Source organism: Mesorhizobium sp. B2-8-3, from assembly GCF_006440815.1.
GTDB lineage: Bacteria > Pseudomonadota > Alphaproteobacteria > Rhizobiales > Rhizobiaceae > Mesorhizobium.
The window spans coordinates 157,290-177,015 of record NZ_VFTW01000006.1 but is presented as its reverse complement, the minus strand read 5'-3'; the positions used below and the strand labels follow the sequence as shown (position 1 = coordinate 177,015).

Below are 19,726 nucleotides of genomic sequence, written 5' to 3'. Positions count from 1 at the left end.
CAGGCAGCAGGCCCAAAAGCGCCGCCTTTTTCGGTTGCGCGGCTCATACAAGGTTTTTCGCAATTGCGAAAGGGGAGGCACGACCCCAAATAGATGGTCACTGATTCTTAAACGTCTTGGTGTGAAATGATTCTGTTAACCAAGGCGGAACCTTTGAGGGGCCGGACAGTTCGATGTTCATGACCGATCATATGCCCAGATTGCGTCCGGTTTTTGTGTGGGCCGCGCTTGGCGTGCTTGTAGCGGCAGGCGCCGCGCAGTCGGCGGCCGTGCTGCGGGAAGCCGACCCGATCGCACCGCCCGACGCCAGGACAGTACAGCAGATGTTCGCCGACGCCCCCGATGGCGTCGACCCGATCGTCACCGGCCCGGTCAGCGCCGCCTTCAAGCAGCGCCAGAAGGATGCCAACTGCGACACCGCGGTCTGGCCGAACGTTCCGCGGGCTTGCTATCCCGACTGACGCTCTTCATTGCATTTTGGAATTGGTTCTGGACCGCCGCAGCGCTTTGAGGCCACGGCAGGATCTTTGACGCTGCTGCTCGCCTAGGGTGTGTTGAGATTCAGGTCAGGCCGGCATCACCTGAATATCAACGCAGCCTAAGCCGACCGCACCGGATCGAGCGTCACCTTGTAAAGCTCGTTGTCGTCGCGATCCATCAGCCGCACGGTGAGCTGTTCGGTCGCGCCCGAAATATCGACCAGGCCGAAGAACTGCAGCCCGGCCGACGGCGGCAGGTTCTGGCCCTGTTCGGCGGTCGGCGCCTTGATGAATTTCAGCTCCGGCCCGAAGGTCATGTCGAGGTCGTTGGGGCCGAAGGTGCCGGCATGGATCGGGCCGGAGACGAATTCCCAGAACGGATTGAAATCCTGGAACTGCGCCTTGTCGGGGTTGTAGTAATGCGCCGCGGTGTAATGCACGTCGGCGGTCAGCCACACCGTGTTGGTGATGCCGGCATTCTTGATGAAGCGCAGCACGTCGGCGAATTCGAGCTCGCGGCCCTTCGGCGCGCCATTGTCGTTATTGCTGACGGCTTCGAAACCGACCTTCTTCGCCGCGTCGTCCCAGACGACGAGGCTGAGCGGCATGTCGGCGGCGATGACCTTCCAGGTCGCCCTGGAATTGGCCAGCTCGCGCTTCAGCCACTTGGACTGCTCCTCGCCGATCATGCGCGACTTCGGCGTCAGCGTTTCTTCCATGTCGGGGCCGTTCGGGCCGCGATAGGAGCGCATGTCGAGGAAGAACACGTCGAGCAGCGGCCCATGCGAGATCTTGCGGTAGACGCGGCCTGGCTCCGACGGCTCGTAGCGGATGGTCGTCATCTCATGGAAGGCACGCGCCGCCCGGGCCGCCAGCACATGGATCGACTTTTCCTTGTAACGGTCGTCGGCGGTCAGGTCCTTCGAATCCGACCAGTTGTTGAGCACCTCGTGGTCGTCCCACTGGTAGAAGGTCGGACAGATGGCCGACAGGCCAAGCACATGCTTGTCCATCATGTTGTATTTCCACTGGTCGCGGTACTCGTCCAGCGTCTCGGCGACCTTGCGCTTGCCGTCGAGCATGACGACGTTCTTCCACTTGCCGCCGCCGGGCAGGTCGACCTCGTCCTTCAAGGCGCCGTCGGCATAGATCGTGTCGCCGGAATGCAGGAAGAAGTCCGGCGTGTGCTTGGCGATGGTCGAATAGGTCTTCATGCCGGTCTCGTCGATGCCCCAGCCCTGGCCGGCCGTGTCGCCCGACCAGGCGAAGCGCACATCGCGCTTCGAAGACGGCGCGGTGCGGAAGCGGCCGACGATCGGCTCGGAGACGGCGTTGATATCGGAGAGGTCGGCCGCCACCATGCGGTAGAAGATATCCTGGTCCGAGGCGAGGTCGGTGAGCAGCCGCTTCACCGTGTAGTCGCTGGCCGGCGAGGTGTCGAGCGGCGCGAGCCGCGTCGCATTGGCGAAGCTTTCGGTCGTCGACACCTCATACATGACACGCGCCGGACGGTCGGTGCGGGTCCACACCATGCCGGAGGTGGCGTCGACGTCACCGGACTGGACGCCATGCGTGAAGGCCGGGCGCTGGCTGGCGCGGGAATAATAAGGCAGCGCAAGTCCGGAGGCGCCGACAAGGCCGAAGGCGCTGGCCGAGGTGACGAAAGCGCGGCGGGTCAACGAAAGCTTGTTCATGGCTGTCTCCGGGATGGCATTGAGCGGGACCGCCAAGCTCTCGCTTCAATGTTTCAGGCGCATATCGGAACCATGAAGTTTTGATAACAGTGAACAGAACTGCTGATCTCCCCCCTCGTGGGGGAGATGGCCGGCAGGCCAGAGGGGGGCGCGAAGGATCGCCAACTTCTCAGCGTTTACTCGCTGAGCCTATACCCAACGGCCTAATTGGACTTGATTTCAACTGGATAGCTCGGCGGGACAGCGCCCCCTCTGCCCTGCCGGGCATCTCCCCCACAACAAGGGGGGAGATTGGCAGCTTAGACCATCTGCGGCTCCGGCCCGAAGGCCGGCCTGCTCGTGTTGATCAAGAGCGAAATACAAGCCGCCGCAATGCCGGTCATGCCGGCAATCAGGAAGGCCAGCTCGTAATTGCCCTGCAGCTCGCGCATCGTGCCGCCGAAGGCGGCGGCGGCCGCGGCGCCCACCTGGTGGCCAGCGACGATCCAGCCGAACACGATCGGTCCGCTGCGATCGCCGAACGCCTCGTTGGCAAGCCTCAGCGTCGGCGGCACGGTGGCGATCCAGTCGAGCCCGTAAAGCACGGCGAAGATGACCAGGCTGGTCGCCGAGAAGCCGGAATAGGGCAGGTAGATCAGTGACAGACCGCGCACCGCGTAATAGACGCCGAGCAGCTTGCGCGGATCGAAACGGTCGGTGAGCCAGCCAGACAGCGTGGTGCCGATCAGATCGAAAATGCCCATCATCGACAGCAGCCCGGCCGCCTGCACCTCGCCGATGCCCATATCGCCGCAGAAGGCGATGAGATGCGTGCCGACGAGTCCATTGGTGGTGAAGCCGCAGACGAAGAAGGTGGCGAACAGGTACCAGAACACCCGCGTGCCGGCAGCCCGCCGCAGCGTGTTCAGCGTATGGGCCAGAAAATTGCCCTGCGATGCAGGCGACACTGGCGGCACGTCGTCGGCATCGGCGCCGTAACGAACCTGGCCGATCGAAGCGGGGCGCTCCGGCACCAGCAGCAAGACGAAGGGTATCAGCGCGGCGGTGGCCAGCGCCACGGCAATCGCCACCGGCTTCCAGCCGCCGCTCTGCGCCAGCGAGGCGATGAGCGGCAGGAAGACCAGCATGCCGGTGGCGCTGGAGGCCGACATCAGCCCCATCATCAGGCCGCGATTGGTCTTGAACCAGCGGTTGATGATGGTGGCGCCCAGCACGCTCGCCACCGCGCCCGAACCGATGCCGGAAAACACGCCCCAGGTGATGAAAAGATGCCATGGCTCAGTCATCAACAGGCTGAGCGCGGTCGATCCCGACATCACCAGCAGCGCGCCTAGCAGCGTGCGGCGCAGCCCAATACGTTCCATCAGCGCGGCGGCGAACGGACCGGTCAGGCCGTAGAGCAGGATGCCGACGCTGGCGGCCCAGGACGTTACGTCGCGATGCCAGCCGAAGCTTTCCTCCAGCGGCACCATCATCACCGAGGGCGCCGAACGGAGCCCCGCCGCGATCAGCAGGCACAGGAAAATGACGGCAACAACGACGAATGCGTAGCGCTGGCCAAACGGACGGGACTGGGCTATCATGTTACTGACCGGTACGTTGCAATGGGATGAAGCCATAAATACGTACCGGTCAGTAACATTGTCAAGCGAGTTGTTTGCATGCCATCGGACAATAAAATTGAAGCGTCGTTGAGCGATGCCCCCGCTCCCAGGGCGGCGGATAAGATCCTGGACGTGGCGCGCGACCTCTTTTACCGCGAGGGCATAAGGGCGATCGGCGTCGACGAGATCGTCAGGCGTGCCGGCGTCACCAAGCCGAGCCTTTACCGCACCTTTCCGTCCAAGGACGAGCTTGCCGCCTCCTATCTGCGCAAATACGACCTCGAATTCTGGGAACGCTTCGACGAAGCGGTCGACGCGCATCCGGGCGATCCGCGCGCCCAGATCATCGCTTTCCTGACCCGCGTCGGCAAACGCACCCAAAAGCCGGATTATCGCGGCTGCGGCATGACCAACGCGGCGGTCGAATATCCCGAGCGCGGGCATCCCGCGCGGGTGGTGAGCGAGAACAACAAAGTGGAGCTGCGCCGGCGCCTGCGTGCCATGGCCGCCGCGATGGGCGCCGCCGATTCCGATACGCTGGGTGACGGTCTGCTGCTCCTCATCGAGGGCGCCTATATCAGCGGCCAGCTGTTTGGCCTGGGCGGACCGGCGGCCGCCGTCGCCCGCAACGCCGACCTCCTGATCGAAGCCAGCTTGAAGAAATAGCAATTGAAGCTACGCTTTCGGCAACTCGAACGGAGTTGTCAGCCATGCGTGCTCTTCTGATCCCGCTTGCCCTCGCCGGTTTCTGCCAAACGACCCAGGCCGGCGAAATCTCCAGCGCCTACACCGATCTCGACTGGAAGAAGGACTGCGTGACCTATGCCCAGGCCGCGGAAGGCGACGGCGACTGGGCGAGCCTCGTCTGCTCGGGCTATCGCGGCTACCCGGTGCTGATCGGCTACGACGACGCGCGAGAGTCTCTCTATTACGGCTTTCCATCCGACGACATGACCGCGGTCTGGGAGAGCTTCACCGCCTTCAACGGCTCGGGCCCGAAGGTCGAGTGGCGCATCGAAACCAATGGCGATGTCGCCATTCCCATCGCCGCCATCCACCGCCGCTCGATCAGCGACCCGCAGGACGACAAGAAATCGACCGACGTGCTGGTCGTCGCCAAGGTGGCGCAACCGGAAGAACATCAGGGCTGCACCGTCGGCCTGGTTCTAGCCACCGGCAACCCGCAGGCCAACGACCAGGCGCGCAAGCTTGCCGACGAAAAGGCGAAGACCTTCGCCTGCGGCAAGGACAAGCGCGAAGTGATCGGCGACGTGCCCGCTTTCGGCCGGGTGGACAACTAACCGCGACCGGGCTTCCTCAGCCTTCCCCGGCCTCCAGATGCCGGCTCAGCATCAGCCGCAAGTCCTCCAGCACGCCGTCGCGCAGCCGCTTCTCGCCGATCAGCGTCAGCGGAATGCGCATCAGCTGCGGCACGATCACCGCCAGCCTTTCGGCCTGTCCTGCCGGCAGCGGCGGATCGGCCGCGGCGAACAGCGTCGCGATCTGGCTGCGACGGTGCCCTCGCATGGCGCGCCGCCAGCCGTCGTCGCCCGGCAGGTCGAGCAGCGCCGAATAGGCCGGATGCCCGGCCATGAAGGTCCCAAGCCGCGCGAACAGCTGGTCGGCGATCACCGCCGCGCTCATCCCCTGCGTCCGGTCGCGCAGGTCGTCGAGCTCGGCCGAAAGCGCCTCCGCGTTCTGGGCGAGGATTGCCTGCGCCACCGCCTGCTTGGTCGGGAAGAACAGATAGAGCGTGCCGATGGCGGCGCCCGCCTTGGCGGCGATCTCGGTCATGGTCGTCGCGTCGAAACCCTTCTCGACGAACAGCTCCGAGGCCGCCGCCATCAGCGCGGCGACGCGGTCGCGGCCTCTTTTTTGCTGCGGCGCGCGCGGCTGCGGCACAGTTGCGCTTGATTTTTCCGAGGCCATCCTCATATTCCAAACCTGAGACTATCCTCATATATAGCCTGCCGGCCCTCGACGCGCCAGCAGCGCCGGATCTGAACGCCATGACCATCGCAAGACAGGACCGCCCACAGAGCCACAAATGGATGGTTCTGAGCAACACCACGCTCGGCATGCTGGCCGCAGCCATCAATGGCTCGATCCTTTTGATAAGCCTGCCGGCGGTGTTTCGCGGCATCGGCCTCAAGGCGCTCGACCCCGGCAACATCAATTACCTGCTCTGGGCGATCATCGGCTACATGATCGCCACCGCCGTGCTGGTCGTCGCCTTCGGCCGGCTGGGCGATCAGTTCGGCCGGGCGAAGATGTACAATCTCGGCTTCGCCATCTTCACCGCCGCCTCCATCGCGCTCAGCCTGCTGCCGGGACAAGGCGATTTCGCCGCCATGTATCTGATCGGCGTGCGCATCATCCAGGGCGTCGGCGGCGCGCTGATCATGGCCAATTCCACGGCGCTGCTCACCGACGCCTTCCCCGAGAACGAACGCGGCTTCGCGCTCGGCATCAATGTCGTGGCGGCGATCGGCGGCCAGTTCATCGGCCTTTTGATCGGCGGACTGCTCGCCGACACCGACTGGCGGCTGGTGTTCTGGATCAACGTGCCGTTCGGGCTTGTCGGCACCATCTGGGCCTATCTCAAGCTGCACGACGCGCCGAACCGCTCCAGCCACACAATCGATTGGCTGGGCAATATCAGCTTCGGCCTCGGCCTGGTCATGATCCTCACCGCCATCACCTATGGCCTGCAGCCCTATGGCGACCAGGTGATGGCCTGGACAAGCCCGAAAGTGCTGACGCTCTTTGCCGTCGGCATCGCTTCGCTGATCGCTTTCGTCGTCATCGAGAGCCGTGTCGCCAAGCCGATGCTCGACCTGTCGCTGTTCCGTATTCCGGGCTTCGCCTATGGCAACGTCGCCAATCTTGCGTCGGGCATCGCGCGCGGCGGCCTGCAATTCATGCTGATCGTCTGGCTGCAAGGCATCTGGCTGCCGCTGCACGGCTATTCCTTCGAGCAGACCCCGCTTTGGTCGGCGATTTTCATGCTGCCGCTTACCGTCGGCTTCCTGATCGCCGGGCCGATCTCGGGCTATTTCTCCGACCGCATCGGCGGCGTGCCTTTCGCCGTTGGCGGCATGGTCGCGGGCGCGGCCAGCTTCGTCGCGCTGATGCTGCTGCCCGCCGACTTCTCCTACACCGCCTTTGCCGGCCTGCTCTTCCTCAACGGCCTCGGCTCCGGCCTTTTCGTGGCGCCGAACTCGACGCAGATCATGAATTCCGTGCCGGCGCGCGAGCGCGGCCAGGCGTCGGGCATGCGCGCCACCACCACCAATGCCGGGCAGGTGCTGTCGATCGGCCTGTTCTTCAGCCTGATGCTGGCCGGCCTCGCCGCCAGCCTGCCGGCGACGATGGAAGCCGGCCTTCTGGCGCAACATGTGCCGGAGGCGATCGCGCACCAGGTCGCCAACATGCCGCCGGTCGCCAGCCTGTTCGCCGCCTTCCTCGGCTACAACCCGATGGGCGAACTGATCCCGGCCGACGTGCTCCACGCTTTGCCGCCGGCCAACGCCGCGACGCTGACCGGCAACCAGTTCTTCCCCGAGCTGATGTCGGGGCCGTTCAAGCACGGGCTGGTCTTCGCCTTCACCTTCTCGGCGATCCTCTATCTGGTCGCCGCCTTCGCCTCCTGGCGCGGCGGCCGCGGCGCCGAGGCGGAGTTTTCAGAGAACCTGGCCGCCGAGGCAGCAAGTCGACGTTAAACGGTCAAGCGTTAGGCCAGCGCTGCATCGGGTTCACATTCGGGTCGCTGCCTAGTAAACCCTTGCGCGATTGCAGCCGGCCTCGGGAGGTTCCGCTTGTCCAGTTTTGTCAGCGTCGCGAACGAGAACGGCGTGGCGGTGGTCACCATCGACAACCCGCCGGTCAATGCGCTGAGCTTTCACGTCCGCAAGCCGCTCCACGAGGCGCTCGCCGCTTTGCGCGACGATCCCGCCGCAAGCGCGATCGTCATCGCCTGCGCCGGGCGCACCTTTGTCGCCGGCGCCGACATCACCGAATTCGGCAAGCCGGTCCAGCAGCCGGAACTGCGCGCCATCATCGCCTTGCTGGAAACCATCGCCAAGCCGACGGTCGCCGCGATCCACGGCACCGCGCTCGGCGGTGGGCTGGAACTGGCACTGGGCTGTCATTTCCGCGTCGCCGACAAGGGCGCCAAGCTCGGCCTGCCGGAGGTGAAGCTCGGCCTTTTGCCGGGCGGCGGCGGCACCGTGCGACTGCCACGCCTTGTGGGTGCTGTGAAAGCGCTCGGCATGATCGTTTCCGGAACGCCGGTCTCGGCCGACGAGGCCAAGGCCACCGGATTGGTGGATGCGGCTTTCGATGGCGATCTGATTGTTCAAGCAATTCGTTTCGCCAACGAAATGGTCGAGCGGGGCGGTCCGTTCGCGCCGGTGCGCGACCGCAACGACCGCCTTGCCGGGACCGACCTCGCCGCGTTCGACGCCCAGAGGGCGGAACTGGCCAGGAAGGCCCGCGGGCTTGAAGCGCCGCTTGCCTGCGCCGAAGCCGTGCGCAACGCGATCACCTTGCCGTTCGACGAGGCGCTGGCGGCCGAGCGGCAGCTTTTCCTGAAACTCGTTTCCGGCGACCAGTCGCGGGCGCAGCGGCATCTGTTCTTCGCCGAGCGCGAGGCGGCCAAGATTCCCGGCAAGAACCTGCGGAAGCGTCGGATCGAACGCGTCGGCATTATCGGCGCCGGCACGATGGGCGGCGGCATCGCCATGGCTTTCGCCAATGGCGGCCTGCCGGTGACTTTGGTCGAGACCAGCGAGGAAGCGCTGCGGCGCGGGCTGGCGACGATCGACAAGAACTACGCCGTTTCGGTCAGCCGCGGCTCGTTGACGGACGAGGCCAAGCAGAAGCGGCTCGGACTGTTCAAGGGCAGCACCGACTATACCGATCTCGCCGATTGCGATCTGATCATCGAGGCCGTGTTCGAGGACATGGCGGTGAAGAAGGAGGTGTTCGGCAAGCTTGACGCCATCGCCAGGCCCGGCGCGATCCTCGCTACCAACACCTCCTACCTCGACGTGAACGAAATCGCCGCCTCGACCTCGCGTCCAGGGGACATGCTCGGCATGCATTTCTTTTCGCCGGCAAACGTCATGAAGCTCCTGGAGATCGTGCGGGCCGAAAAGACCGCGCCCGACATGCTGGCGACGGTCACCGATCTCGCCCGGCGCATCGGCAAGGTGGCGGTCGTCGTCGGCGTCTGCCATGGTTTTGTCGGCAACCGCATGCTGGCCGCGCGCGGCGCGGAGAACGAAGCGCTGTTGCTCGAAGGTGCAACGCCCGCTCAAGTCGACAAGGCATTCACCGATTTCGGCTGGCCGATGGGGCCGTTCCAGATGGGCGACCTCGCCGGCCTCGACATCGGCTGGCGCAACCGCAAGGCGCGCGGCCAGACGGCGGTGATCGCCGATACGCTGTGCGAGCAGGGCCATTTCGGCCAGAAGACCGGGCGTGGCTGGTACCGCTATGAGAGCGGCGCGCGGGAGCCGGTTGCCGATCCGGAAGTCGAGGCGTTGATCCGCGCCAAGGCGGAAGAACTGAGCATAGCGCGGCGCCAGATCGGCGCCGACGAGATCATCGAGCGCACGCTTTACCCGCTGGTCAACGAAGGCGCGAAGATCCTCGAGGAAGGCATCGCCGCGCGGGCGTCCGATATCGATGTCGTCTGGGTCAACGGCTACGGCTTCCCGATCGGCAAGGGCGGACCGATGTTCTGGGCAGGGCTCGAAGGGGCGGCGAAGATCGTCGAGCGGTTGGAGCATTGGCATGGGCGGACCGGCAGGGCGATCTTCGAGCCGGCGCCGGTGCTGAGAAAGTTTGCCGAGACGGGGGCTTGGGAAGGTGCGGGCGACGCCCCATAACTTCGTCATTCCAGGGCGAAGCGACGCGTAGACCCTGGAATTCATGCCGTTCCATCAGACAAAGAATGCGACGGTCCAGAACAGGCGGTGGCACAGCCGTCGATTGTTCTGCACCGTCGCGGCTCTCGAACGTTCCGGCATGGATCCTCGGGTCTGCGCTGCGTCGCTACGCTCCTTGCTCCGCCCGTGGATGACGAACGCGGGGGCGACATGCCAAATTTGACCATGTGGACAAATCTCAACCACCGTTCCATAGTCTCTCGTCTGACATTTTTTTGAACGGCCGGCTCGACACGGCTGTCGAACAGAGGGGCACTTCAATGGAAAACGAACGTAGCAAAACGCAACGCGCCGGCCTGTCGCGGCGCAACGTGCTGGAACTCGGCGCGCTCGGCCTCGCGGCGACCGTGCTGCCCGGCGCGGCCTTCGCCAAGGACAAGAAGCTGAAGGTGGCGGCGATCTTCGCCACGCCGATCGAGGAGCCGTGGGACAACCAGATCCATGTCGCCCTGCAGAAGGCCGAGAAGGAGCTGGGCATCGAGTACAAATGGTCGGAAAAGGTGCAGACCGCCGACTTCAGCCGCGTGATGCGCGAATATGCGCAAGGTGGCTACCAGTTGGTGCTCGGCGACGCCTTCGCCGCCGAGCGGGAGTCGCGCCGCACGGCAAAACAATTCCCGAAGACGGCGTGGCTGTTCGGCTCGGGCGCTGGGCCCGCCGAGCCGAATTTCGGCGTCTTCGACAACTGGATCCACGAACCGGCCTATCTCTCCGGCATGATCGCGGGAAAGATGTCGAAGTCGGGCACGGTCGGCGCGGTCGCGGCGATGGGCATTCCGGAAGTCAACCGGCTGGTCAACGCCTTCTTCGCCGGCGCCAAGGAGGTCAATCCGAACGTCAAGAAGAAGGTCGCTTTCATCGGCTCGTTCTTCGATCCGCCCAAGGCCAAGGAAGCGGCCGTGGCGCAGATCGATGCCGGCGTCGACGTCATCTATGCCGAGCGCTTCGGCGTCATCGAGGCGGCGGTCGAGAAGAAGATTTTCGCCATCTCCAACATGTCCGACCAGTCGAGCCTCGGGCCCGATACGGTCATCACCGGCCCGGTCTGGGACATGTACCCGACGGTCGAGCAGGCGATCAAGCTGGTCAAGGCCGGCGTCTTCACCGCGCAGGACTATGGCGATTTCTCGCGCATGGCCAAGGGCGGCTCGTATCTGGCGCCCTTCCACAAGTTCGACAAGACGCTGCCCGCCGACGTCAAGGACCTGGTCGAGAAGAAGAAGGCCGAGATCCTCGAAGGCAATTTCCGCGTCGACGTCGACGAGAACACGCCGGTTTCGGATTGATGCCTGGTTGAGGGGCGGCGCTAGGCCCCCCTCTCTGTCCTGCCGGACATCTCCCCCTCGAGCGGGGAGATTGGCGGTTCCCTCGACGGCGCTCGATCTTTCAACATTGAAAGTTGGCGAAGGCCGCCGTGACATCTGATCTCCCCCGTGAGGGGAAGATTGCCGGCCGGCCAGAGAGGGGGTGCAGCGCTGCCCTCCATGGTTGGCCGGATCGCAAATCCAGGAGCACCCTTGTCCGCCCCACTCATCGAAATGCGCGGCATCACCAAGAGCTTCGGCGCCGTCAAGGCGAACGAGGCCGTCGACCTCAGCGTGGCGCCGGGCGAGATCCTCGGCCTGCTTGGCGAGAACGGCGCCGGCAAGACGACGCTGATGAACGTGCTGTTCGGCGCCTATGCGCCGGATGCCGGCGATATCCTGGTCGAAGGCAGGCCCGTCGCCATCCACAATTCGGCCGATGCGCTCGCCGCCGGCATCGGCATGGTGCACCAGCATTTCCACCTCGCGCCGCGGCTGACGGTGCTGGAAAACCTCCTGATCGGCATTCCCGGCAAATCCGGCCGCATCGACCGTGCGCGCGGGCTTGCCCGCCTGAAAGAGATCAGCCGGCAGTACGGGCTGAGCCTCGACCCAAGCCTGCCGGTCTCGGCGCTGTCGGTCGGCGAGCAGCAGCGGCTGGAGATCATCAAGGCACTGTTTCGCGGCGCCAGGCTTTTGATCCTCGACGAACCGACGGCGGTGCTGGCGCCGAGCGAGGTCGACGGCCTGTTCGCCGCCCTGCGCTCGATGGCGGCGCAAGGGCTCGGCATCATCTTCATCTCGCACAAACTGAATGAAGTTCGCGCCCTCACCCATCGCTGCGTGGTGCTGCGCCACGGCAAGGTCGCCGGCCGCGTCGACCATCCGGCAAGCACCACATCGGCAGAAATGGCGAAGCTGATGTGCGGCCACGAAATCGTGCCGCCGGTCAAGGAGGCTTCGACGCCCGGCGCCGCCGCGCTTACGCTCGACGGCATTTCCACCTCCGGCCATGCCGGCACGCCGCTGCGCGACGTCTCGCTTTTCGTCCGCGCGGGCGAGATCCTGGGCATCGCCGGCGTCTCCGGCAACGGCCAGCGGGCGCTCGCCGATGTGATTTCCGGCATGCTGGCGCCCAAGGCCGGCGCGATGACGATAGCCGGCAAAGCGGTTGCGCAATTTTTGCCGCGCGAGCTGCAGACGCTCGGCCTCGGCCGCATACCGGAAGACCGGATGACGACCGGCCTCGTCACCAATCTGCCTTTGGCCGACTCCATGGTGCTGCCGCGTATCGGCACCGAGGCCTTCAGCCGCCGGGGACTTCTCAATCCAACTGCGATCCGTGCCTTCGCTGAAGCGCAGATCAAGGCCTACGATATTCGCTGCCCCGGCCCGATGGTGCGTGCCGGCGCGCTGTCCGGCGGTAATCTGCAGAAGGCGCTGCTGGCCCGCGAGCTCGCCTTCGACCCGAAGGTGCTGATCGTCTCGCAGCCGACGCGCGGGCTCGATATCGGCGCCGCCCGCTTCATCCACGAGAAGTTCCTGGCCATGCGCGCCAAGGGCTGCGGCATCATCGTCATCGGCGAGGACCTTGAGGAATTGCTGATGCTCTCGGATCGCATCGCGGTGATGTATGAGGGCCGCATCGCCGGCACGCTTCCCAGCGCGCATGCCACCGTCGCAAGGCTCGGCCTGATGATGACCGGCGCAGGGCACACCGAGGAGGCGGCCTGATGTTTCGCCTCGAAGCCCGCACCTCGACACCGGCCTGGTTCAATCTCGCGCTGCCGCTCTTGGCCATCGCCGCGACGCTCATCCTGTGCAGCGGCCTGATTGCCATCGCCGGCGCCGGCGTGGTCGAAGCCTATGGCGTGATGCTGTCCGCCTCGCTCGGCGACAGCTACGCCATCACGGAAACCCTGGTGCGCGCTGCACCGATGATCTTCACCGGCCTTGCCGTGGCCATCGCCTTCCGCGCCAAATTCTGGAACATCGGCGCCGAAGGGCAGCTTCTCGCCGGCGCGGTGGCAAGCTGCTTCGTCGGCGCCATCCCGATGCCGGGCTATCTCGCCATGCTGTTGATGGCGCTGGCGGGCGCCGCGGCAGGTGCGCTTGTTGCGCTGGTTCCCGCCACTTTGCGCGTAAAATTCAAGGTCGACGACGTGGTGAGCTCGCTGCTGCTCAACTCGGTCATCTATTACGCGCTGATGGCGCTGATCGAGGGACCGTGGAAAGATACGTTCAGCGGCTACCCGATCTCGCCGCCGATCGAGGACGCGGCCAATTTTCCGGTGCTGATCGAAGGCACGCGCCTGCATCTCGGCGTCGTCGTGGCGTTGATCGCGGCACCGCTGTGCTGGTTCCTGATCGCGCGCACCACGCTCGGCTTCCGCATCCGCGTCACCGGCGAGAATCCTGAAGCCGCCCGCTATGCCGGCATCTACGTGCAGCGCGTGCTGCTGTCGACAGCTCTGCTCTCGGGCGCGCTGGCGGGACTCGCCGGCGTTGGCGAGGTCGGCGGCGTGCACTTCCAGGTGATGAGCGACATCTCGCCGGGCTATGGCTATTCCGGCATCGTCGTTGCGATGCTCGCCAGGCTCAATCCGCTCGGCGTGGTGCCGGCGGCGATCTTCCTTGCCGCTGTCATGACCGGCGCCGAGGCGATGTCGCGCGCGACCGGCGTGCCGGCCTTCCTCAGCGACGTCATCCAGGGCACGGCGCTGCTTGCCATGCTGGTGGCGCTGCTCTTCACCGCCTACCGCATCCGCCGCGTGGGAGCGCAAACATGAGCGCGGTGTTCGAGCAGATTTTCCAGGTCGGCTTCCTTGCCGCCATCATCCGCATCGCCACGCCGCTCGCCTTCGCCACGCTGGGCGAAATGTTTTCCGAGCGCGCAGGCGTGCTCAATCTCGGCATCGAGGGCATCATGCTGTTGTCGGCGATGGCGGGCTTCACCGCCGCCAGCCTGAGCGGCAGCCTGTGGCTGGGCGTGCTTGTCGCGGTGTTGACCGGCATGCTGATGGGCGCGCTGCATGCGCTGTTCACGGTGGCACTCGGCCTCAGCCAGCATGTCTGCGGCATCGGCGTGACATTGTTCTCATCCGGCCTTGCCTATTTCCTCTACCGGCTGATCTTCGGCCAGCAATCGGTGCCGCCGAGCATTACCGGCTTCAAGCCGGTGGCTATCCCGCTGCTCTCGGACATTCCGGTTCTAGGCCCGGCCGTGTTCAACCAGTTCACGCTCGTTTATCTCGCCATCATCGCCGTCCCGCTCGCTGCCTTCGTGCTCTACCGCACGCCATGGGGGCTTTCCGTGCGCATGGTCGGCGAGAACCCTCGCGCGGCGGACTCCGCCGGCGTCAGCGTGATCGCCACGCGCTTTCAGGCGGTGATCCTCGGCGGCGCGCTGATGGGCCTTGCCGGCGCCTTCCTCACCATGGCGCAGTTCAACGCCTTCACCTTCGGCGTCGTCTCCGGCCGTGGCTGGGTGGCAATCGCGCTGGTGGTGTTCGGCCGCTGGGATCCCTGGCGCTCGGCGGGCGCCGCGCTGCTCTTCGCATTCGTCGACGCGCTGCAGCTCAGGATGCAAGCGAGCGGCCTCGGCCACGTCCCCTACGAAGCGTTCCTGATGCTGCCTTTCATCTTCACCATCGTCGCCATGGCTTTCATGTCGCGCAACGCTGTGGCGCCATCGGCGCTGCTGAAGCCGTTTCGACGGGAGGAGCGGTAGAGGAGCAGGCGTCCTTTCCTCTCCCTCCGGAGGGGGGAGAGTGGCGCTGCGAAGCAGCGACGGAGTGGGGGAACCACCTTGCAACCGTCGCCAACGAATATTGAAATGGGGCCCAGGCGCAAGAGTATTTCGGCACCGCGCCAAGGGTCGACCCCCACTCCGTCGAGCTACGCTCGACACCTCTCCCCCGATCGACGGGGGAGAGGAAGGCGCCAAGCTGGCCTCAGATCGCCGTAAACCCATTGTCCACGAACAGATGCGCGCCGTTGACGAAGCTCGATTCGTCGCTGGCCAAAAACAGCGCCGCCTTCGCCACTTCCTCCGGCTCGCCGATGCGGCCCTGCTGCGCGGCCATCGCCGCGTCCGAGACGTCGACGCCGAGCTTGCCGAGATCAGCCACCTCGCGCAAGCCATGCGGCGTGCGGATGAAGCCGGGACAGACGGCGTTGCAGCGGATGTTGCGGTCGCGGAACTCCACCGCGATGGCGCGGGCAAACATGTGGCAGGCGCCCTTGGTGGTGTCGTAGAGCACTTCGTTCGGCGTCGCCGCCACGGCCGAGATCGACGATGTGCAGACGATCGAGCCGCCGCCGGCGGCGATCATGCCCGGCAGCACCGCGCGCGTCATCAGGAACATCGAGCGCACGTTGACGGCATGCAGCCAGTCCCATTCCTGCAGGCTTGTTTCCAGGAATGGCTTGATGACGATGGTGCCGGCGTGGTTGAACAGCACCGTGACCGGGCCGAGCTTCGCCGTCGCCGCCTTCACCGCCGCTTCGACCTGTGCTTCGTCCGAAACGTCGGCGACGAAATGCTCCGCGACATGGCCCCGCGCCCGGATCGCCGCGGCGGTCTTGCCGGCCGCCTCGCCGTTGCGGTCGATGATTGCCACCTTTGCGCCTTCGGCGGCAAACAATTCCGAAGCCGCCCCGCCCATGCCCGTCGCACCGCCCGAGATGATAGCGACCTTGCCCGCCAGCCTTCCACCCATTCTTATTGCTCCTTCAGTGCCGCCCATATCGGCCCAAGCGATGCTATCCGTCATGCGCGAGGCGGCCAAGACCTTCGAGCGACTGGATATTGCGCCTATGAACGCCGCGAAAACGGCCGATTTTCAACCCGTTCGGCCAGATTGCCTATGTCCCGATATCGGCTACATCGCCTGCGCTGCGAGTATGAAAAACCACGATCCGTCCTCTTTAAAAAAATTCATTCCAGGAATCGCCCGAAAATAACAATCGACAAAGTCTACTAACTTTATAGATTAATGGCCGTGACGGAGGTCGATATGTCCTATAGCCAGAACGCCCAGGCCGCCCGCAAGGGGCAAAGGCTGACTGCCGATCAGAGCTGGAGGCCCGCCTATGGCGGCACCTTCGCCTATCTCGTCTTCGCGCTTGCGTTCGTGTTCACCGGCGCGGTGATCCTGGGGCTGATCCCCTGATCCAAGGCGGCCGAGACCCGCCGTCAAACAATCTGAGTCGAATAATCGGAGTGGAAAACTGGCCGGGCGCCAGGGCGTCGTCGCGCGTCTGCGTCTCAGGTCTGATTAGAAGGCTTTGAAGCGGGGCAAGCCAACGTGATGGAGGAGATGGCAATGCCGATCGAGTTCACGCATGTTCCAGGCAAGCCTGCCAATGGCAGCTTCTTCTACGATTTCGCCGAGACGGCGACCAAATTGTCGCTGATCGAGGATTCCGGTTTTCGCAAGCTGGTGGTGGATGACCCCGCAGGCCTACTTACCAATATGGACATCGCCGCGCAGACGCTCGACCGCACCGGCTCGCTTGAGGTGGTGCTAACGCACTGGGCCGGCGTTATCGAACCGACGGTGGCGGCAAGGCAGCTCGCGGCGCTCGACCGCAAAAGCGGCGGCCGCCTGTCGCTTCGCATGCTGAGCGAACCGCTGGAGGACAGCGACGCCGAGGCCCGGCCCGTTGGCCACAGCGTGGTGTGGCAGCGCATCGACGAGTATCTGGTGCTGTTGAAGCGCCTGTGGTCGAACGACAGGCCCTTCGACCATGAAGGCGCCTTCTACAGCGTCCGCGGCGGCTTCGTGCCGCGCAAGGGGCCGCATGGCGCCGACCTCGCCATCCGTCTCGGCGGGCAGTCCGGCATGGCCTTGAAGGTCGTCGGAAAGCATGCCGATGTCTTCGAGCTCGCCGCCGGCTCCCCGGATGAGGTCGCGCAACTGATGCAGCGCGTGCGCGGCGCCGCGGCGGAACATGGCCGCGCCGGCAGGTTGCGCTTCGCGCTGCCTGTCCGCATTCACCCGGACGGCCGGACGGGCACTCCGGATCACAAGGCGGTCGAGCTTGCCGGGCCGCCGGCGCGGATTGCCCTGGCACTGCTGCCCTACGCGGCGCTTGGCATCGAGGAATTCATGATCGGTGGCATCGACCGCCCAAGCGAGATCGCCCGCATCGGGCGCGAGACGATCACGCTGGTCGCGAATTCGCTGGCGCGGCGCGAGGTGGAGGTTCCGCAACCAGGGATCCTTGCGTCCCAGACCTTCCCTGAGATCCACCTTCGCTAACGCCGGCCTCCCTACGGCTGGGATGAGTAATCCAGGCCGTCCATGACGTAATCCGCGAACAGGAAATCGCGGATGCCGGCGATCCGGCCGTTCTCCCAATCGATGAGAATGAAGTAGCGCGGCGGCCCGCCCGGACGCTCCGGACTGGTGACCAGGATGGCGGGCCGGCCTTCGACAAGTCCGGCCGTGAAATGCCAATGCGTTTCGTCGGCATAGCGGCCGAAGTAATTGCCGACATATTCCTTGCCATCGGCGCGCAGGCGGTTGACCAGTTCGAGCTTGACGTCCTCGGCCAGCAGCCCGCGCAAGGTATCGAAGTCCCTGGCGTTGAAGGCGGCCACATAGTCACCGAGACGGCGCATGTCCTGCCGGTCGAGCGCCGGGTGGGGCGGCGCCATGCGCGGCGCGGCCGCCAGCTTGCGCAGGCTCTCGCGGCCCCGCTGCAGCGCGCCCTTGATCGCCGTGTCGGAGGTTTCGAGGATTTCGCCGATCTCCTCCAGGCTGTGTCCCAGCACATCCTTCAGCACGACCGTGCATCTTTGCGCCGGCGGCAGTTGCATCAGCTCGGCTAGGCTCGCCTCGGCGGCCATGCGCGCATCCAGCGCCGAATTCTCGTCGGCGATCATGTCGAGCTCGACCTCGCTTTCGCGCCCACGCAAGCGGGTCCGCTGGCGCAGGAAATCGAGCGCCGCGTTGTGCGCGATGCGAAACAGCCAGGGTTCGGTCTTGTCGGGCATGTCGCCATTCCTGATCGCCACGAAGCCTTTGGCCAAAGCCTCCTGGACGATGTCTTCGCCATCGATGACCGATCCGACCATGCGCGATGCGTAGCGGTGCAGCTTGGCTCGCAGCAAAGCGGCATCGCGCTCGAAGGCGCGAAGCCTGGTTTCGGTCACCGCAACGGACTGATCCTGCGAACCGGTCACGCAACCTCCTAGTCTTCGATCCTGCCCGTATGGGAATAGGTCGTGTGACCCATCATGCTCTCGCCGGCGGCCAGCTCGACGATGCTCTTCATGTAATCGGCGAAGCGGGGATCGGCGCGGAAGGCGGCGATGTCGTCGGCCGAGCGCCATTGCGAGATGTTGGCGACCTTGCTGCCGTCGCCGCCGACGACCACGGACGACGACAGCGAGCCCGGCTGCTTGCTGAAGAAGGCCCTCGTTCCCTCGGCAAGCGTCTTGGCGAGTTCCTGCTGCTTGCCCGGCTTGGCGGTGAAGACGTTGATCAGGGTCACTGTGGTCGACATGGCTTGGCTCCGTTTGTCCTGATGGCGGAGGCCGTCGCGGCTCCCGCACCTGTTACGACCCTCAAGACGAAGCCGGAATCGAAAACGGAACGGTGGGGGTGAAAAAAATACGATGGAACCACGAAATCCTCAACGCATTGCGCCCGCGAGCTGCCGCAACGCGGCAATGACCGCCTCCGAGTCCGCTAGCGCGCCGAAGACCCCGTCTTCCACCGTCACCATATGCAGCGCTGCTTCGTGCGCATACTGGTCGCCGCTGGCGCAGGCGTCCGCAATCGTCAGGCACTGGAAGTTGCGGTCGCAGGCCTCGCGCAATGTGGTGTGCACGCAGACATCCGTCGTGCAGCCGGTGAACAGGAGATGTGTGATGCCGCGCGCCCGCAAAACGAGCTCCAGATCCGTATAGGTGAAGGCGCTGTTGCAGGTCTTGTCGATGATGATGTCCTGCGGCGCCACGTCGATGTCGGCGGAAATCTGGAAGCCCGGGCCGGAACGCAGCAGGACATCGGTGCCGTCGAGGCCAGCCCGCTTGCGGCGCCATTTTTCGTAAGGCGTCATGTCGGCCATGTCGGCGCGATAGCCCTGCCTGGTGTGGATGATGGTTAGGCCGGCGGTTCGAGCGGCCTCGATCAGCCGGTTGACCGCCGGCAGGATGGCTCTCAGCGGCGATGGATCGTAGCCCTTCCTGGCGAAGTAGCCGTTCGGCGACAGGAAATCCTCCTGCAGATCGATCACCAGCAGCGCCGTATGCTGCGGCACCAGCCTGCCGTCATAGGGGAAGTCGAAGGGTACCGCCTTGATCATCGGCCGCCTGCCTTGGTTGTTGTGCGCGCATCGTGCCCAGCAACTGCCATGCCGTCCAGACCTTGCAGCGTGCCGAACCGATATTGGGGAACGCGTTGCATTGTTGATAACTGCAGTCACCTTTATAGTTGACTTGCAAAGTCATGTTTCATAGTTAACCAGCATTGGCCGCCTGGCACCTGCCTTGGATGACGGCCGCTGCATTGGAGGCGGATGTTGGCCGGAGCTGGACAGCCTTTCATGTCGACGCCGTGCGCTTCGCCGTCGGCGGACGCACGCTGCTCGGTCCGGTCTCGCTCGATCTGCACCGTTCGCGAGTCTACGGCCTTGTCGGCCACAACGGCTCGGGCAAGTCCACCCGTCCAGCCGATC

At 64.9% G+C, this 19,726-nt stretch carries 19 protein-coding genes; 12 read left to right on the top strand and 7 right to left on the bottom strand.

Annotation, left to right across the window (positions count from 1 at the left end; genetic code table 11):
- Positions 1-173: 173 nt before the first annotated feature.
- Positions 174-461, top strand: a complete 288-nt coding sequence (locus FJ418_RS12535) for a hypothetical protein (RefSeq protein WP_246683024.1) — start codon at positions 174-176, stop codon at positions 459-461.
- Between the two features lie 137 nt (positions 462-598).
- Here the strand turns inward: FJ418_RS12535 and FJ418_RS12530 are convergent, their stop codons facing one another.
- Together FJ418_RS12530 and FJ418_RS12525 are read right to left on the bottom strand one after the other, a co-directional pair.
- Positions 599-2,173, bottom strand: coding sequence for an alkaline phosphatase (locus tag FJ418_RS12530; RefSeq protein ID WP_140647005.1), 1,575 nt, complete (start codon positions 2,171-2,173; stop codon positions 599-601).
- A 299-nt stretch (positions 2,174-2,472) separates the two neighbouring features.
- The gene (locus tag FJ418_RS12525) at positions 2,473-3,756 is read right to left on the bottom strand and encodes an MFS transporter (RefSeq protein WP_140865788.1); all 1,284 of its coding nucleotides are present in this window, start codon (positions 3,754-3,756) and stop codon (positions 2,473-2,475) included.
- Positions 3,757-3,834: 78 nt separating this feature from the next.
- Here FJ418_RS12525 and FJ418_RS12520 point away from each other — a divergent pair, with 78 nt between their 5' ends.
- Both FJ418_RS12520 and FJ418_RS12515 read left to right on the top strand, forming a co-directional pair.
- Positions 3,835-4,443, top strand: coding sequence for a TetR/AcrR family transcriptional regulator (locus FJ418_RS12520; RefSeq protein WP_140865786.1), 609 nt, complete (start codon positions 3,835-3,837; stop codon positions 4,441-4,443).
- A gap of 44 nt (positions 4,444-4,487) precedes the next feature.
- Positions 4,488-5,078, top strand: coding sequence for a hypothetical protein (locus FJ418_RS12515; RefSeq protein WP_140865784.1), 591 nt, complete (start codon positions 4,488-4,490; stop codon positions 5,076-5,078).
- 16 nt (positions 5,079-5,094) lie between these two features.
- Here FJ418_RS12515 and FJ418_RS12510 read toward each other — a convergent pair whose 3' ends face one another.
- On the bottom strand, positions 5,095-5,706 hold the full coding sequence (locus tag FJ418_RS12510; RefSeq protein WP_181166915.1) for a TetR/AcrR family transcriptional regulator: 612 nt from the start codon (positions 5,704-5,706) through the stop codon (positions 5,095-5,097).
- Between the two features lie 80 nt (positions 5,707-5,786).
- Here FJ418_RS12510 and FJ418_RS12505 point away from each other — a divergent pair, with 80 nt between their 5' ends.
- The 6 genes from FJ418_RS12505 (at position 5,787) to FJ418_RS12470 (ending at position 14,765) form a co-directional block, all read left to right on the top strand.
- Positions 5,787-7,499: an MFS transporter gene (locus FJ418_RS12505; protein WP_140865780.1), complete on the top strand. Its 1,713-nt coding sequence runs from the start codon at positions 5,787-5,789 to the stop codon at positions 7,497-7,499.
- Between the two features lie 96 nt (positions 7,500-7,595).
- Positions 7,596-9,671 carry a 3-hydroxyacyl-CoA dehydrogenase NAD-binding domain-containing protein gene (locus tag FJ418_RS12500; RefSeq protein ID WP_140865779.1) on the top strand — a complete coding sequence of 692 codons (2,076 nt, stop codon included), beginning with the start codon at positions 7,596-7,598 and terminating at the stop codon, positions 9,669-9,671.
- A gap of 320 nt (positions 9,672-9,991) precedes the next feature.
- Positions 9,992-11,017 (top strand): BMP family protein, encoded by a 1,026-nt coding sequence (locus FJ418_RS12490; protein ID WP_140544243.1) that lies wholly within the window; start codon positions 9,992-9,994, stop codon positions 11,015-11,017.
- 231 nt (positions 11,018-11,248) lie between these two features.
- Positions 11,249-12,769: an ABC transporter ATP-binding protein gene (locus tag FJ418_RS12480; RefSeq protein ID WP_140865773.1), complete on the top strand. Its 1,521-nt coding sequence runs from the start codon at positions 11,249-11,251 to the stop codon at positions 12,767-12,769.
- On the top strand, positions 12,769-13,824 hold the full coding sequence (locus FJ418_RS12475) for an ABC transporter permease (protein ID WP_140865771.1): 1,056 nt from the start codon (positions 12,769-12,771) through the stop codon (positions 13,822-13,824). Before FJ418_RS12480 ends, FJ418_RS12475 begins: the two co-directional genes overlap by 1 nt.
- Positions 13,821-14,765 carry an ABC transporter permease gene (locus tag FJ418_RS12470; RefSeq protein ID WP_140865769.1) on the top strand — a complete coding sequence of 315 codons (945 nt, stop codon included), beginning with the start codon at positions 13,821-13,823 and terminating at the stop codon, positions 14,763-14,765. The genes FJ418_RS12475 and FJ418_RS12470 overlap by 4 nt, the downstream gene beginning before the upstream one ends.
- A gap of 223 nt (positions 14,766-14,988) precedes the next feature.
- Here the strand turns inward: FJ418_RS12470 and FJ418_RS12465 are convergent, their stop codons facing one another.
- On the bottom strand, positions 14,989-15,756 hold the full coding sequence (locus tag FJ418_RS12465) for an SDR family oxidoreductase (RefSeq protein WP_140865767.1): 768 nt from the start codon (positions 15,754-15,756) through the stop codon (positions 14,989-14,991).
- A 52-nt stretch (positions 15,757-15,808) separates the two neighbouring features.
- On the opposite strand from FJ418_RS12465, the gene FJ418_RS12460 reads away from it, so the two are divergent.
- The 3 genes from FJ418_RS12460 (at position 15,809) to FJ418_RS12455 (ending at position 17,301) form a co-directional block, all read left to right on the top strand.
- Positions 15,809-16,000 (top strand): hypothetical protein, encoded by a 192-nt coding sequence (locus tag FJ418_RS12460; protein WP_140659295.1) that lies wholly within the window; start codon positions 15,809-15,811, stop codon positions 15,998-16,000.
- A 53-nt stretch (positions 16,001-16,053) separates the two neighbouring features.
- On the top strand, positions 16,054-16,209 hold the full coding sequence (locus FJ418_RS31895) for a hypothetical protein (protein ID WP_181166914.1): 156 nt from the start codon (positions 16,054-16,056) through the stop codon (positions 16,207-16,209).
- Positions 16,210-16,362: 153 nt separating this feature from the next.
- Positions 16,363-17,301: an LLM class flavin-dependent oxidoreductase gene (locus FJ418_RS12455; RefSeq protein ID WP_140865765.1), complete on the top strand. Its 939-nt coding sequence runs from the start codon at positions 16,363-16,365 to the stop codon at positions 17,299-17,301.
- A gap of 11 nt (positions 17,302-17,312) precedes the next feature.
- Here the strand turns inward: FJ418_RS12455 and FJ418_RS12450 are convergent, their stop codons facing one another.
- From FJ418_RS12450 to FJ418_RS12440, 3 genes are all read right to left on the bottom strand, one after another.
- Positions 17,313-18,227 carry a sigma-70 family RNA polymerase sigma factor gene (locus FJ418_RS12450; protein WP_246683022.1) on the bottom strand — a complete coding sequence of 305 codons (915 nt, stop codon included), beginning with the start codon at positions 18,225-18,227 and terminating at the stop codon, positions 17,313-17,315.
- 8 nt (positions 18,228-18,235) lie between these two features.
- Positions 18,236-18,550, bottom strand: a complete 315-nt coding sequence (locus FJ418_RS32360) for an antibiotic biosynthesis monooxygenase (RefSeq protein ID WP_140865761.1) — start codon at positions 18,548-18,550, stop codon at positions 18,236-18,238.
- Between the two features lie 129 nt (positions 18,551-18,679).
- Complete coding sequence (locus FJ418_RS12440; RefSeq protein ID WP_140786164.1) at positions 18,680-19,354, bottom strand: isochorismatase family cysteine hydrolase; 675 nt, start codon at positions 19,352-19,354, stop codon at positions 18,680-18,682.
- Positions 19,355-19,726 lie beyond the last annotated feature (372 nt).

Coding starts and splice junctions, on each gene's coding strand:
- FJ418_RS12475 (WP_140865771.1), top strand. CDS start 12,769: ATGTTTCGCCTCGAAGCCCGCACCTCGACACCGGCCTGGTTCAATCTC.
- FJ418_RS12515 (WP_140865784.1), top strand. CDS start 4,488: ATGCGTGCTCTTCTGATCCCGCTTGCCCTCGCCGGTTTCTGCCAAACG.
- FJ418_RS12525 (WP_140865788.1), bottom strand. CDS start 3,756: ATGATAGCCCAGTCCCGTCCGTTTGGCCAGCGCTACGCATTCGTCGTT.
- FJ418_RS12440 (WP_140786164.1), bottom strand. CDS start 19,354: ATGATCAAGGCGGTACCCTTCGACTTCCCCTATGACGGCAGGCTGGTG.
- FJ418_RS12455 (WP_140865765.1), top strand. CDS start 16,363: ATGCCGATCGAGTTCACGCATGTTCCAGGCAAGCCTGCCAATGGCAGC.
- FJ418_RS12530 (WP_140647005.1), bottom strand. CDS start 2,173: ATGAACAAGCTTTCGTTGACCCGCCGCGCTTTCGTCACCTCGGCCAGC.
- FJ418_RS12510 (WP_181166915.1), bottom strand. CDS start 5,706: ATGGCCTCGGAAAAATCAAGCGCAACTGTGCCGCAGCCGCGCGCGCCG.
- FJ418_RS12460 (WP_140659295.1), top strand. CDS start 15,809: ATGCGCGAGGCGGCCAAGACCTTCGAGCGACTGGATATTGCGCCTATG.
- FJ418_RS12505 (WP_140865780.1), top strand. CDS start 5,787: ATGACCATCGCAAGACAGGACCGCCCACAGAGCCACAAATGGATGGTT.
- FJ418_RS12490 (WP_140544243.1), top strand. CDS start 9,992: ATGGAAAACGAACGTAGCAAAACGCAACGCGCCGGCCTGTCGCGGCGC.
- FJ418_RS31895 (WP_181166914.1), top strand. CDS start 16,054: ATGTCCTATAGCCAGAACGCCCAGGCCGCCCGCAAGGGGCAAAGGCTG.
- FJ418_RS12535 (WP_246683024.1), top strand. CDS start 174: ATGTTCATGACCGATCATATGCCCAGATTGCGTCCGGTTTTTGTGTGG.
- FJ418_RS32360 (WP_140865761.1), bottom strand. CDS start 18,550: ATGTCGACCACAGTGACCCTGATCAACGTCTTCACCGCCAAGCCGGGC.
- FJ418_RS12520 (WP_140865786.1), top strand. CDS start 3,835: ATGCCATCGGACAATAAAATTGAAGCGTCGTTGAGCGATGCCCCCGCT.
- FJ418_RS12470 (WP_140865769.1), top strand. CDS start 13,821: ATGAGCGCGGTGTTCGAGCAGATTTTCCAGGTCGGCTTCCTTGCCGCC.
- FJ418_RS12465 (WP_140865767.1), bottom strand. CDS start 15,756: ATGGGTGGAAGGCTGGCGGGCAAGGTCGCTATCATCTCGGGCGGTGCG.